Annotated in this window: 8 protein-coding genes and 6 pseudogenes; 5 read left to right on the top strand and 9 right to left on the bottom strand. The window is 34.2% G+C overall.

Annotated elements, in window-relative coordinates:
* Positions 1–209: 209 nt before the first annotated feature.
* From LOK41_RS25655 to LOK41_RS25665, 3 genes are read right to left on the bottom strand one after another with little or no spacing between them, the layout of a single operon-like run.
* Positions 210–1,214 (bottom strand): sensor histidine kinase, encoded by a 1,005-nt coding sequence (locus LOK41_RS25655; protein WP_241818845.1) that lies wholly within the window; start codon positions 1,212–1,214, stop codon positions 210–212.
* Positions 1,211–1,882, bottom strand: coding sequence for a response regulator transcription factor (locus LOK41_RS25660; RefSeq protein ID WP_017150457.1), 672 nt, complete (start codon positions 1,880–1,882; stop codon positions 1,211–1,213). The genes LOK41_RS25655 and LOK41_RS25660 overlap by 4 nt, the downstream gene beginning before the upstream one ends.
* A gap of 11 nt (positions 1,883–1,893) precedes the next feature.
* Positions 1,894–2,877 (bottom strand): alpha/beta fold hydrolase, encoded by a 984-nt coding sequence (locus tag LOK41_RS25665; RefSeq protein ID WP_241818846.1) that lies wholly within the window; start codon positions 2,875–2,877, stop codon positions 1,894–1,896.
* A 436-nt stretch (positions 2,878–3,313) separates the two neighbouring features.
* On the opposite strand from LOK41_RS25665, the pseudogene LOK41_RS25670 reads away from it, so the two are divergent.
* The 3 pseudogenes from LOK41_RS25670 to tnpC form a co-directional block, all read left to right on the top strand.
* Positions 3,314–3,515: pseudogene (locus tag LOK41_RS25670) on the top strand (hypothetical protein).
* 197 nt (positions 3,516–3,712) lie between these two features.
* Positions 3,713–4,207, top strand: a pseudogene (locus LOK41_RS25675) (transposase); the annotation flags it as partial.
* Between the two features lie 36 nt (positions 4,208–4,243).
* Positions 4,244–5,499 (top strand): annotated as a pseudogene (gene tnpC, locus LOK41_RS25680) (IS66 family transposase); the annotation flags it as partial.
* A 234-nt stretch (positions 5,500–5,733) separates the two neighbouring features.
* Here the strand turns inward: tnpC and LOK41_RS25685 are convergent.
* From LOK41_RS25685 to LOK41_RS25695, 3 genes and pseudogenes are all read right to left on the bottom strand, one after another.
* Positions 5,734–7,520 (bottom strand): annotated as a pseudogene (locus LOK41_RS25685) (response regulator).
* A gap of 110 nt (positions 7,521–7,630) precedes the next feature.
* Positions 7,631–8,209 (bottom strand): sensor domain-containing protein, encoded by a 579-nt coding sequence (locus tag LOK41_RS25690; protein ID WP_241818847.1) that lies wholly within the window; start codon positions 8,207–8,209, stop codon positions 7,631–7,633.
* A gap of 205 nt (positions 8,210–8,414) precedes the next feature.
* Positions 8,415–9,737 carry an erythromycin esterase family protein gene (locus LOK41_RS25695; RefSeq protein ID WP_481748839.1) on the bottom strand — a complete coding sequence of 441 codons (1,323 nt, stop codon included), beginning with the start codon at positions 9,735–9,737 and terminating at the stop codon, positions 8,415–8,417.
* A 381-nt stretch (positions 9,738–10,118) separates the two neighbouring features.
* On the opposite strand from LOK41_RS25695, the gene LOK41_RS25700 reads away from it, so the two are divergent.
* Positions 10,119–11,003, top strand: a complete 885-nt coding sequence (locus tag LOK41_RS25700; protein WP_241818849.1) for a CPBP family intramembrane glutamic endopeptidase — start codon at positions 10,119–10,121, stop codon at positions 11,001–11,003.
* A gap of 327 nt (positions 11,004–11,330) precedes the next feature.
* Here the strand turns inward: LOK41_RS25700 and LOK41_RS25705 are convergent, their stop codons facing one another.
* On the bottom strand, positions 11,331–12,383 hold the full coding sequence (locus LOK41_RS25705; protein ID WP_241818850.1) for a zinc-binding alcohol dehydrogenase family protein: 1,053 nt from the start codon (positions 12,381–12,383) through the stop codon (positions 11,331–11,333).
* A gap of 120 nt (positions 12,384–12,503) precedes the next feature.
* On the opposite strand from LOK41_RS25705, the gene LOK41_RS25710 reads away from it, so the two are divergent.
* Positions 12,504–12,881 carry a winged helix-turn-helix transcriptional regulator gene (locus LOK41_RS25710; RefSeq protein ID WP_241818851.1) on the top strand — a complete coding sequence of 126 codons (378 nt, stop codon included), beginning with the start codon at positions 12,504–12,506 and terminating at the stop codon, positions 12,879–12,881.
* 131 nt (positions 12,882–13,012) lie between these two features.
* Here LOK41_RS25710 and LOK41_RS29380 read toward each other — a convergent pair.
* A pseudogene (locus LOK41_RS29380) lies at positions 13,013–13,115 on the bottom strand (IS6 family transposase); the annotation flags it as partial.
* A gap of 82 nt (positions 13,116–13,197) precedes the next feature.
* A pseudogene (locus LOK41_RS25715) lies at positions 13,198–13,332 on the bottom strand (IS6 family transposase); the annotation flags it as partial.

Genomic DNA, 13,332 nt, shown 5'->3' on the forward strand with positions numbered 1-13,332 from the left:
TAATTCCCAGAAAATTACATTTATACATTTCGTACAAATCACTTTACCTATAAGTTGGCCGCAGTTAGAAGCATAAGTTGGCCATAAAACACTTATTTTTGCAGATAATTATCTAATTCTTCAACAGAATGGGAAGTATAAATTGGCCGTGAGTTAATTATTAACCCATAAGCTGACCGTGAATTTCACAAAACAGTATAAAATGAGCTTTATATATCATTTTCGTTTTTGGTAAAATAAAATAAAGTCCCTTTGTTATTCGATTGTAGAATATATTTTACATTGAGCATTCTAGATATATCTTCAATTATTTTTAATCCAAGCCCCGCACTTTTACTATTAGTATCAAAACCAATTCCATTATCCCTAATGGAAACAACACTATTTTCAATGGTTATCTCAAGCTTTTTAGCCTTTGAATGTTTTAACGTATTCTGAAAAATGTTATCAAATAACCTTTGAATCCATAAATCGTTACTAATCCATATCAAGTCTTTATTTAGTGGATTATATATTAATTCAATATCATGAATACTATACAAATAATCCCACTTTTTAACCATAGCTTCTAATAAATCATGTATATTCACCTCGTGATTTAAAATATAAGAATTCTCTAATGTATTAGTGGATTGTAAATTTAACTCACTGGTTAATTCAGCAATATACTGTATTTGTTGATATAACGATTCTAATATTGGTGCTTGGTCATTATTATATTGACCTTCTAAGTAAAATAATTGTAACCTGACAGCTGTTAAAGGCGTATTAATATCATGTCTTAATTTATTTAAAAGTTCCTTCTTCATTTCCTCTTGCTGTTTAAGTTCTAATTCTCGATATGTAGTTCTTTCAATTAATAAATTTACTGACCTGATTAGTCCTCCTATTTCATCATCACTTTTAACGTCTAATTTATTCGGAATCTTTTTATCAATAGCTAAATTTCGAATGGTTTTATTTAATATATCTATTTTATTTAATAGTGAGTTAATCGATTTTGAAAATAAAAAGGCTAATAACAATATTGATAAAAAAAATACAACTAGCATCGTAGGATACGCAAAAGACTCATGAAAAGGAATGTCATTATTTTCCTCCTTAAAGGCACTATTATAAATTATTGACATAAAGATACTAATCAACAGTAATAAAAATGGTACGCTTATAGCAGCAGAAAATAACACTAACTGATATTTTTTCTTTAATTTCATTTCTTTATATAGGTATTTAATCTATACCCTTCTCCATATATATTTTGGATAATTTCACCCGTTTTATCATTAATTTTTGTTCTTATTTTTTTTATGTGCACATTCAAGATATTTTGATCTCTATCTTCGAATTGCCATAAATAATCAAAGAAATGTCCTTTCGTTAAAATACGATTCCTATTTTCATATAAATAGAAGAATATTTTACGCTCAATCGCAGTAAAGACAACTTCATTATGCAAGTTATTATTAAAAACTTTTTTATGCTCAGCATCAATATATAAGTGTTTGATTTGCGTAAAAGTACCATATTGATTATCTAACATTTTCTGCATCCTTAGTAACAACTCTCTAGGATCAAAAGGCTTTATCATATAATCCTCCCCGATTGTCAAACCTTGGAGTTTGCTGTCCATATCACTTCGGGCGGATAGAAAAATAATTGGAATATTTAATCCTAAATTTTTTATTTTCTTTGTTATTTGATAGCCATCTTTACCTGGTAACATCACATCCATGATAACTAAATCCATTTTATGGATGATTCCAAACACTTCTTTTCCGTCTGTTTTCCAAATTACATTGTATCCTTCGCGCTGCAAAATTTTTTGCAACAGATCACCAATCATCACATCGTCTTCAACTATTAAAATATGATATCCCTTCATCATGCAAACCTTCATTTCACTTTTTTATTGATAAATTCCTTAGAAAGCTTATATATTTCATCAGCCTGGTATAAATAAATGCTGTGTGTCCCCCTCAATTTTATAACATCTGCTATTTCAAGTTGTTCTGCAAATTCTTTATAATCTTTGTAATGTTGTTTTGTATATTTCGAGTTTTTATTTTGATCAGCAACTGCATCTAAAAATAATATAGGTGTTTCTTTTGGTATCGGAAGGTTAACAGATTTTTTACTGTTTTCGTAAGAATGTAAGAGCTCTTGTTTCATATCAACATTAAAAAACTGTTTATACGATATTGCTTTATAAATTTCTTTTTCATGTTTAGTTAAAAAAGATTGTCGAATCACTTCAGGATTATAAGTAGTAGAAGGTAGAAGTCGATGAATACCCATTTTCGTTAAAATATTCATTCCTCTTATTTTTAATGTTGACTTATCCACTTCGCTTTTATATTTCACATACTGCTGAGGTAAACCAATATCTAACGCAATAATTCCCCTGATTTCCTCCGGATATTTTTGTGCCCAATAAATAGCCTCTATTCCCGATATTGAATGCGGAACTAAAATATAAGGAGGTTTATTGCCACTTTTAATGAGTACTTCTCTCGTTTGTTCTAATATTTTATCAATATCCCTTCCATCGTTAAAAACATCACTGTTCCCATAACCAGCTCTTTCTACTACAGCAATCTTATTTTCTTTTGAAAACTTACTATATACTCCTTTCATTTCATAAACAGGAGCAGCAATCCCAGAGCCAGCCATAAATACATATGTATCCTTACCGTTTCCCTCACTATAAACATTCATTTTTTTATTATTAATCTTAACGATTGTTCCCTTACTTTTAATAAGATCTGATTCCTTACTTAATTGATAGTTATGGTATATAAAAACAGATACTAATATAAGTAAGATAGCCGCAATAAACATAATAAATATAATCTTTAATACTTTAAATAGTTTTCTCATAGGGTTCTCCTTTCAAGTTATATTGAAAGGATACGATATAAAAATAAATTTCTAATAAATTTTATAGTAAATAATTTTTTCTCTTTGTTTCTAAATAGAATTCAATTGTTCAGCTCGAATGGTCGAGATAATATTCTTTTTAACTAGAGATTTAATCACTTTTCAATTTCAGATGTTCTTTTTTGGACACCCCTCTATGATAATCATAACCAAATGAGGTGAAACATCACAACTTTTTTACAAACGTCATGACTTTATTTCAAAGAAGCATAAGTTGACCGCAAACTAAAAGAAGCATAAGTTGGCCAAAACGGCCATCTTATGCTTCTTTTTACATATAAATTGAATATAAAAACATTTTGATTCTTTAAATATATTCCATAATTTAGTATTGTTTATATATGGAATATTTTGTTTGTACGAAAGGGGTAACTTGATGTTTTTACAAAAATATAAGGGTTTGATTCTAGGGATAATTGGTGCTGTGATTTATGTATTATCTGTCTTATATCTTAGAGATTTAGATTATATATAAGACGTGTATTAAGTTGTTTTCTGCAATCTTAATAATTATTGGGTGGGTTATTGCCTGCGAATCAAAACCTTTCTATAAAAAAAAGGGGAATAATGACGTTTAGGTGTTATTATTTATATGCTTAATTAATAAGAAAATCAAGTGGTAAGGTTAATATAATGTGTGTGATTTAATCAAACATTTTTATAAAAACCAATATTAAATCTACTGGAAAAGAATCTATTTTGATTAATCTTGATATGCTCCCCTTTAGGTAGACAGATAAAAAATAAAATCTGTTTATCTAAGGGGAGTTTTTTTATGTCTCGAATAAAATATTCTAAAGCTGAAAAATTGGCGATTTTAACCCTTTATAAAGATGGTCATCATTCAACAGCTGACATTACTGCTAAATTTTCAGTTGATCCTGGAACGATTAGAGATTGGAAAAGAAGATATGAATTGAATGGTGAAGACGGTCTAACAGACGCTACTTCTTGGAAGTTGTATTCAAAAGAACTAAAGTTAGCAGCCGTTAATGAGTATCTGTCAGGACATTATTCATTAAATGAGGTTATTCAAAAATACAATATATCCAGTACTGCAGTTTTGAGAAAATGGATTAAAAAGTATAATAGTCATAGAGAATTAAATGATACGGGTAAAGGAATAATAAACTCTATGACAAATAGAAGAAAAACAACATTAGAAGAACGAATTCAAATTGTAAATTACTGTCTACAACATCAGAAAAACTATCAGCTCGCAGCCAAAAGCTATGAAGTTTCTTATCAACAGGTATATCAATGGGTCAAGAAGTTTGAAGCACATGGGGAAGAAGCACTACAAGATAAACGCGGTCATAGGGATGAGTCTGTCCAAAACCTTCCGATTGAAACGGTTGAATATCGTTTACTTGATGAGGAACAGGCTTGTTCGTGTTGTTGTGGTGCTTTGCATGAGATGAGTGTAGAAGTCCGAAAGGAACTGACGATTGTTCCTGCGGAAGTAAAAGTAACAGAACATAAGAGATATGTATACGCTTGTCGTAAGTGTGAATTAGACGAGGTATCTACACCGATTGTAACGGCCAAGATGCCAGCTCCCGCCTTTCCTAAAAGTATCGCTTCTCCATCGATTATGGCCTACATTATGACACAAAAATATGTAGAGGGATTGCCTCTTTATCGTCAGGAAAAACATTTTGAACGAATGGGGATCTTCTTATCACGACAAACGATGGGAAATTGGTTATTATATGGGGCTGATCGATGGTTAGTGACTTTGTATGAAAGGATGCATGAACACCTACTTACTCGAACCATTCTTCATGCGGACGAAACAACCTTCCAAGTTTTACGTGAACCTGGGCGGGCCGCAACAACGAAGTCCTATCTGTGGCTATATCGTACAGGACGAGAGGATATCCCTATTGTCCTCTATGACTATCAACCTACAAGAGCAGGCGAACATCCGAAACGTTTTTTAACTGGTTTTGAAGGATATTTACAGGTAGATGGATATAGTGGGTATCATCAAGTACCGGATGTCACCCTTGTCGGATGTTGGGCGCATGCGAGACGAAAGTTTGATGAAGCCTTAAAAGCTTTACCTGAATCACAGAAGGGGAAAAAAGTGAAGGCGAGCGATATAGGCAGAGACTTGAAAAAAGCAGGCCCATTCTGGACCTTTTTTCAGCATGGCTTCATGAACAGAAAGATCGTGTTTTACCAAAAAGTGCGTTAGGAAAAGCCATCACTTATTGTTTGAATCAATGGAAGCATCTTAAAGCCTTTTTATTAGACGGTCATTTAGAAATTGATAACAATAGAAGTGAACGTTTTATTAAACCGTTTGTAATCGGGAGAAAAAATTGGATGTTCTCAAATACACCGCGAGGTGCTAGAGGAAGTGCGATCATGTATAGTGTGGTGGAAACTGCAAAAGAGAACAATCTAAGTCCCTATCATTATCTTCGTTATTTGTTTGAAACGCTTCCCAACATCAATTTAAACAATAAAGAAGAAATTGATAAAGTCTTGCCGTGGTCAAAGGATTTACCATCTAGCTGTAGAGTGCCGAAAAAAAGTGAAGCAAACAAAAAATAACTCCAAAATCAACTTTTATTGTATATTTTGGAGTTACTTGACGTTAACTGATATAGAATATAATAGCCTTACTACATATTGAATGTAGTAAGGCTATTTAAAGATTTAAAACCAGGATGAACCTATTCAAAATTACCTACCAAAAATGATGAAAAATTTGATTCATAGTCTTATTCCGTACTGCATCTTGTAACTACAGTTTAGCTAGCTCTAAAGAAATAACAAACCATTTTCTCATTCGATAATTCCAATTTCTAGAGCCTTCTGGACAGCTTCTTCCTTGTTACGCACTCCTAACTTTGTGTAAGCCGAGGAAGCATAGTTTCTGACCGTACCATTTGATAAATATAGCCTTGAAGCTATCGTATTGTATCGAAGTCCTTTTGCTACTAGCTGCAATATTTCTATCTCTCTGGCTGTTAGTTCATAAGCAGTTGCTTTTGATTGTGGTGTCTCGTTTTGCTCATCAAACTGCTCAAATATTTTGTGAGACATACCCTGATCAATCAGCGTTCCACCGCTATGAATAAGTCGGATCGTATTAGCTAGCTCTAACGTTTCAATGGATTTAAGTAAAAAACCATCCGCACCGTTACGAAGCGAGTCCAACGCCTGTTTCGTATCCTGAAACGTTGTAAAAATCAATACGCGGATATGTGGCCATTGTTGCTTAATTTTTTTGTCGCTTCGACTCCATCCATTTGCTGCATATCTAAATCCATGAGTACAACGTGAGGTTGAAGGCGCCCACACAAGTCGATGGCTTGATCGCCATCTTCAGCCAAACCGACTACATTTAAATCTTCATATCTGTCGAGTAGTGTACTCAAACTTTCCCGAACAAATGGCTGATCGTCGACAATTAACAAACGGATAAGTCCATCTTTTATTTCAGTTTGTCGCGGTATGGTACATGTAACAAGCATTCCTTCCTCTGGCTTTGTATATACAGACAATTGACCTTGCAAATTCATTGCCCGCTCTTTCATCGTATTCATACCGAAGCCTTCCTGCCATTCTACATTTCCCTTTCCATTATCTTGCACTTCTAATCTCGTATATTGTTGTTCAAACTGCAATGAAACTATAATTTCAGTCCCTTGACCATGACGTACCGCATTCGTAAGGGACTCTTGTAAACAACGAATGAATGCTATCTTCGCTTGTCGAGACAGTTGATATTCCTCTCCGAATGTTCGGAAGCTTACATCCACCTGAGCGTGCTCCTGAAATTCAGCTCCAAGATTTTGTAGAGATTGAATCAAGGAAGGCGATTGACACTGAGGGTCCATTTGATGTAGGTAACCTCTCACGTCCTCGATGCTTTTACGTCCCATTTCAAGCAGGGAATCTAGCCTCTGTACACCCATTTCGGTAGCAAGATCGGTCCGCAACGTTTCCATCCCCATAATAATGGAAGTATAGGCGTGGCCAACTGTATCATGAAGCTCACTAGAGAGCCTGTTTCGTTCCTCGGCCAGTGTAATGCGTTCGATCTGAGACATATATTGCTCAAGTACCGCGTTTTGTTTACGAATTGCTTCATTTTGTTTATGATTGATGATTAATAAATGAAAAGCGAATCCCATTACATAAGCGAATCCGTAGTAGGTGACCATAATCCAATAGCTATTACTTGGTGAAACCGCATGGAAAATCCCAGTTATTACAAAAACTGTTGTTGGAGCTGTCCAATAATAGGACAAATGCTTACTATTTGCTGCGATAAGAAACACCGATATAAGAAAAATATTGTAAGCTTCTGGAAATAAAAAGGTTAAATATATACATAGTCCACCATATAGCAATATTTCTGTGAATAAGTAATATTTATAATTGAACAGTAAGGCTACCCATGGAATAGAGAAGGCGATAAATTCCCAAAGAATAATAATCCAAAGTGGTAATGTTAAACCATCTTGAAAATTTAATGTTGCTAGGATGGTAGACACACTAACAAGTAGACGGATTCCTAACATAATCCAATCATACCAAAACCAATAATTAACCATATCAAACAATTCATTTACCCCCTAAGTAGCCTTCTTTCTCATTTCCTATATTATAGAATAATCCTTCTTACATTGTTATATTTTTAATAAACTGCCTACTATTCGTAGACTACAAACTTCTATTGATTTAGTTGCTGAATCATACTGCGTGTATAACCTCCAAATTTTTTCGTTAAACCATCTACTATTTTAATACTTATGGCGGTAAACACTATACCCATAAGCATTACAAGGAGTGACTTGGGAAAAGTATCTATCTGTATGAAAATAATATTCATATCGATGTATCGATACAATAGTGGTGCTAACAGGAACATAAGTGGCATTACATAAAAAATGATTGCACTAATGAGACTGAAAATGCCAATCACAAATTTCTGCATTAACCAAAAGACAGCAGACCAAGTGCGGCGATCCGTAAGTCCTAATTTCACTTGAGCCCAGTCCGATGTATCCGTTGTTACACTTCTATCGTAAGAGTCTGTCGAAATATCAGTATAAATTTTCGTTTGTATGCGCTCGAATTGGATAAAGGGTGTGGTAGTTTGTAGTACGCGTATAACTAATGGAATCCCAACTACCGTAAATGAAAGGGTGAAACTGAATAGCAGAGCTATTAAGTAAAAACAAAAATAAAACAAACCTGTAATGAAAGTTAGTAATAAAAAATAACCATTCTGGATGAATCTTGATCTCATAAAGTTCATCGCTCCTATCTATGTAATAACCGCATCATACTGTTTTTTTTGTCAAACTCACCAGTGTAAAAATGTCATATGACATTTTTACAAGATGATAAAAAGGGGGGATTAGCCTATTCTTAGTTAAAAACAAGATGATTTTATTAATCCTCTATAAAACAATCCCGTTCTTGGATCAGCAAGAAGGGATTGTTTTGTACTTTTATTTAATATGAGATGGACTTGTTTTTCGGATATGAAAAATAATATCGAATTGCTCAAGCAATGAAGTATCAAAGTATAACGAACCGTCTGGGAGGAGTTGTCCTCCTATACTTAGTAATGGCCTTTTTGCTCTAACCCATTTCTCTGCGTGTCCTTTAAGGTGACGGTTATCCAACAAAAACATTTTATATGGTACTTTTCCGAGGGTATAATTGAAACTATTTACATTTTGTGGAATAGTATCCGTTGCAATCTTACCTCCGGTGGAAGGATTATATTCGCTGTATACGGTGAAATTCCCCTCTGTAGTTGTACTACCAATTGTGACATAATTATTGTCTAAACGTTCCTTCAAAAACTGCCCCGCAACATCAGGATATAATTTCTCATCGATAATTCCTTTTGCTATGTGAATATTGTGTGCCCATACCATAGTTTTACCACCAAATGTCTCTTGTGCCCACATTGCATGATCGGCCAAGTATTGCTCGTGTAGCTTTATTACATTTGGGTAGTCATTAGAAAGCAGCATTGTGGTAAATTTCTCTATTGCATTCGCTGTTGCTTTTACCCAGATGTACTCGGATGAACCTACATCTTTGTTTGCCTGTTCCTTCTCATCTTTTAGTAATTGGGCTACTTTCTCAGCGTTTGCCTTGAACTTTGCTTTCATTTCAGGAGCAAGATTCGTATATTCCTGTATACTTCTAGTGAAAGAAGAAAGGTCTTTATAGTTTTCTTCTACTTCTGCCCGCAAATCTGGTCGATGCTGCTTTACATAATCAATTACTTTATTAAAAACACTTTGGTCCATTGTTTTTAAGTCAAGTCCGATAATTTGGATTTTCTTTTTATTGGATGGATCAGCATTATAATCTTTCATCCACTCAATCATGGCTATAATTTCATCAGTAGGATATAACAATTTCAAAAATTCCCTAGGGTTTCCTTTTCCTGTTTGTATATATTCATTTAACTTTAATCCGTTTCCCCAATCTTCTTCCATTCCGAAATTCGTAAAGCCCATCTCAGTAACCAAGTATTTCACAAGGCGAAACTTCATGGTGAAAATTTCAGAACTTCCATGAGTAGTCTCTCCTAATCCTACATATTGTGCGTTCCCAATCATATTCTTAAGTGGTTTTAAATCGTCAAATGATTTTGATGGTTCTATCGTTTTTAATGGATGCGCCTGTGATTGTATTGATTTAACGATATTTTTTTGGATTGATTGAGCTGAATCTTCAACTGCTACCGTTTGTGCTTTTCCTACTTCTCCACCCCCTGCGACTAATATAGCTGTACTAACCATTGCAACCATTCCACAATACCTCTTTTTTTTATTCATTTTTTTCACCTCAATTGAATTATTTTCAAAAGCAAGATTGATTCATGTACTTGCGCGAATCAATTGCCGTAATTCAATTTTTATTTATTCCATATCATATTTTCTAGTTACATATTGTCACAAGATTATTTGACACAGGTCACAGGTTAATCATTACATTTTCGTACTATCCGTTATGACAACTTATGAAGAATAATTACAGTATTGAATCGTAAGTAAGACTAGATTATGAATTTAAGAGGGGGAGATTGATTAATCTATATGCAAAAACATCTTCATTCTGTGTTGTATTTCTCGAAATGACAGGGAGTGGATTAGATAAACAAATTAATAAAAGGGGAAGGACGGATTACAATGATATTACATGCAAAATCATTCCACAATAAGGATAAAGTCCAACGTGCTAAAAAAGGACTTCAACTGTTTTTAAGTATCTTGTTCATTACTTCTATTATTTTAAATGTAGTAATAATGATTACGAAAAGCATGCCGCTAATTGTGGTATATATGTTTACTCCTGCAATTTCTTCTATTCTGACTCGTATCATACTGCGAGAAGGGTTTAAAGATGTATCTTTTAGTCTAGGTAACTTAAAGATATGGAAGGGGATTGCTTTGGCCCTGTTAATACCTATGATAATATGTGGAATTACTTATTCGATTGCCTGGTTTAGCGGATTTGCGAGGTTTCATCTCCCACAAGGTGGTATGCTAGAACCTATCTACAATATACTTGGACTTCACTATCTACCGACACCGTTACGTTTCATTTTTATAGTAGTATTGAGCGGGATTTTAGGAAGCTTGCTTAACTTAATCCCAGTTATGGGAGAAGAGATGGGTTGGCGGGGTTATATGCTCACAAGGCTAGTCGATGCGGAATTTTCACGACCAATCCTTATTAGTGGATTAATATGGGCAACATGGCATGTCCCAATTGTTATTGCTGGTCTATACGTAGAGGGAACATCTGTCTTTCTCTCTGTACTTGGCATCTATTTTTGTATTGTACCATTCAGTTATATTACAGCTTATTTACGACTTATCACAGGTAGTGTTTGGCCGTCGGTTATCATCCACACCACTTGGAATGCTATTATTCAAGGACCTTTTGCACGTGCAACTACAGGATATCAATTAGAGATTTGGATTGGAGAATCTGGCTTGATAACCGCTCTTATTATTTCGATTACTGCAATAATTGTGTATCGGATAATAAGGTTAACTAAACATGTATAACTTTGAAATAAAAGTATGATATTTTAAAAAATGTGATTTTGTTACTTTTAATAGAGCGTTCACTTTTATTCCGCAATCGGGCCATATTCTTGAATAACGTAACTCTAAGATACCTGTAATTCTACATTAGGGGTTACTCCGAAATACATCTGAAAATCGGTAATAGAGAAGAAAAAATAGGAAACCTCGATTTCCAACCACATTTGTGATGAACACCAAGGTTTCCTATTGGATTTTATTGTTCATTTATCCACTCAATTATCAATAAATCAAACAGAGTCTGGATTTACGATTTTACCCAACTAAAATTCGACTTCTAATGACGATTTATTTGAAATTTTCCAATACAATTTTCCCTATTGTTTTTCCTGTTTCTATTTTTTCATGTACTAAACGTAGATTAGTTGCATTAATTGGCTCTACGCGTTTCGCTAATGTGGTTTTCACTTTTCCGTTATCAATTAAGTCAGCCAGTTTATTCAGTAGATTATGTTGTTGGATCATATCTTTCGTTTGGAACATTGATCGGGTAAACATGAACTCCCATACAAATGTGACACTTTTCGAAAATAGCAGATCCATTTCTAGGCTTCCTGTCCATGTATTTTTATTGACCGGAACGATGGAGCAAATCTTACCTTGTGGAGAAATGACCTCTGCCATATTTTTTAAATGTTGTACCATATCGTTTAAGCAGAATATATAATCTACGGTTTCAAATCCAATTTTCTTAAGTTGCGGTGCAAAATGTTTGTTGTGATTGATTGTAAAATCTGCACCTTGATCTTTGGCCCATTGAATCGACTCAGGACGTGAAGCGGTACCGATTACAGTAAGCCCCACTAATTTAGCAAGTTGAGTCGTTATCGATCCAACTCCACCTGCTGCTCCGATAATTAGGATACTTTTGTCTTTGTTTCCCTCTTGGTTATGACTAACTCCTAAGCGGTCAAATAAGCCTTCCCAAGCAGTAATTGAGGTAAGTGGTAAAGCGGCTGCTTGTGCGAAATCCAAACTCTTTGGCTTATTTCCTACAATCCGTTCATCCACCAAATGAAATTCACTATTAGCCCCTGGGCGAGCGGTGCTGCCCGCATAAAACACCTCATCTCCAGGTTTAAACAATTGACATTTAGATCCAACTTGTTCTACGATCCCAGCTACATCCCAACCAAGAATTTTAGGTGATTCTTCTTCATAGTTGTGTTTTTCTCGAACACCCAAATCAGCAGGATTAACAGAGATGGCTTTTACTTTTACTAGGATATCACGACCTGTAGGAACTGGTTTTTCTATCTGAAGATCAAGTAAACTTTCTGGATGGGTAATAGGAAGATAACGAGTAGCTCCTACTGCTTTCATAAGTTGTTTTTGATTCATTTTATCCATTCCTTTCATTAATTGGTATGATTTTATTATATGTTGTATAATAATTTATAAAAAGTACGCACATTAATTGTATATAGTATCAAAAATTATACTATTGAGAGGGGAAAGATTATGAGAAATCGAAAAGTCGGATTTGATTATTCTTCTACCTTTGAAGGATGTCCAGTGGAGACAACATTGGATGTAATTGGTGGTAAATGGAAAGGAATTCTCCTTTATCATCTTATAGATGATAAAAAGAGATTTAATGAATTTCGAAAATTATATCCTAGACTTACTCAGCGTATGTTAACTTTACAGTTGAGGGAACTAGAACGAGATGGAATTATTCATCGGGAGGTTTATAAAGAAGTTCCACCGAAAGTAGAATACTCATTAACTGAGTTTGGAAGATCTTTGGAGCCGATTATTTTACTTATGAAGGACTGGGGAGAGAAACATAAAGACAGAGTCAATAAAATCAAAAAAGCAGTCGAAAATGACAAATAAACTATAGAATTTGAAATCCTTTCCGAGATAAAGGATATTGATATTAGCCTTTCCTTTATCCGTGTGTATTTTTAAGGTTCTGTTGCGAAGTTTTGTTAAGGTTAAGTGGTGCCAACAAAAAGTTGTACATTTTATGCGGTTGTTAATAGCTCCTGTAATTCATTGTACGTCGAAAAACCGAAGTCTGAGCCCAAGACTTCGGTTTCGTTTATATAAAGCATGAATGGTTTCGATGGGTTCTGGTGCAAAAATCATTTGATAGAGGCATAGAAACCTGTATAGACTGTTCAATGGTAGATTATGATGCAATTCCAAATCATTTATGTATGAATCTAACTTCATTTTGGGTAGACTTCACCTGTAAGTGAAGTTGTCCTTTTTTCATCATATGCATGGTTTCAACGCCACTCAATATAGAAGTGGCTGTTTCATATGACTTGAATCCTAACAG

It is taken from the genome of Bacillus sp. TL12 (assembly GCF_022625245.1).
GTDB lineage: Bacteria > Bacillota > Bacilli > Bacillales > Bacillaceae_G > Bacillus_A.

Coding starts and splice junctions, on each gene's coding strand:
- LOK41_RS25655 (WP_241818845.1), bottom strand. CDS start 1,214: ATGAAATTAAAGAAAAAATATCAGTTAGTGTTATTTTCTGCTGCTATA.
- LOK41_RS25660 (WP_017150457.1), bottom strand. CDS start 1,882: ATGAAGGGATATCATATTTTAATAGTTGAAGACGATGTGATGATTGGT.
- LOK41_RS25665 (WP_241818846.1), bottom strand. CDS start 2,877: ATGAGAAAACTATTTAAAGTATTAAAGATTATATTTATTATGTTTATT.
- LOK41_RS25690 (WP_241818847.1), bottom strand. CDS start 8,209: ATGAGATCAAGATTCATCCAGAATGGTTATTTTTTATTACTAACTTTC.
- LOK41_RS25695 (WP_481748839.1), bottom strand. CDS start 9,737: ATGGTTGCAATGGTTAGTACAGCTATATTAGTCGCAGGGGGTGGAGAA.
- LOK41_RS25700 (WP_241818849.1), top strand. CDS start 10,119: ATGATATTACATGCAAAATCATTCCACAATAAGGATAAAGTCCAACGT.
- LOK41_RS25705 (WP_241818850.1), bottom strand. CDS start 12,383: ATGAATCAAAAACAACTTATGAAAGCAGTAGGAGCTACTCGTTATCTT.
- LOK41_RS25710 (WP_241818851.1), top strand. CDS start 12,504: ATGAGAAATCGAAAAGTCGGATTTGATTATTCTTCTACCTTTGAAGGA.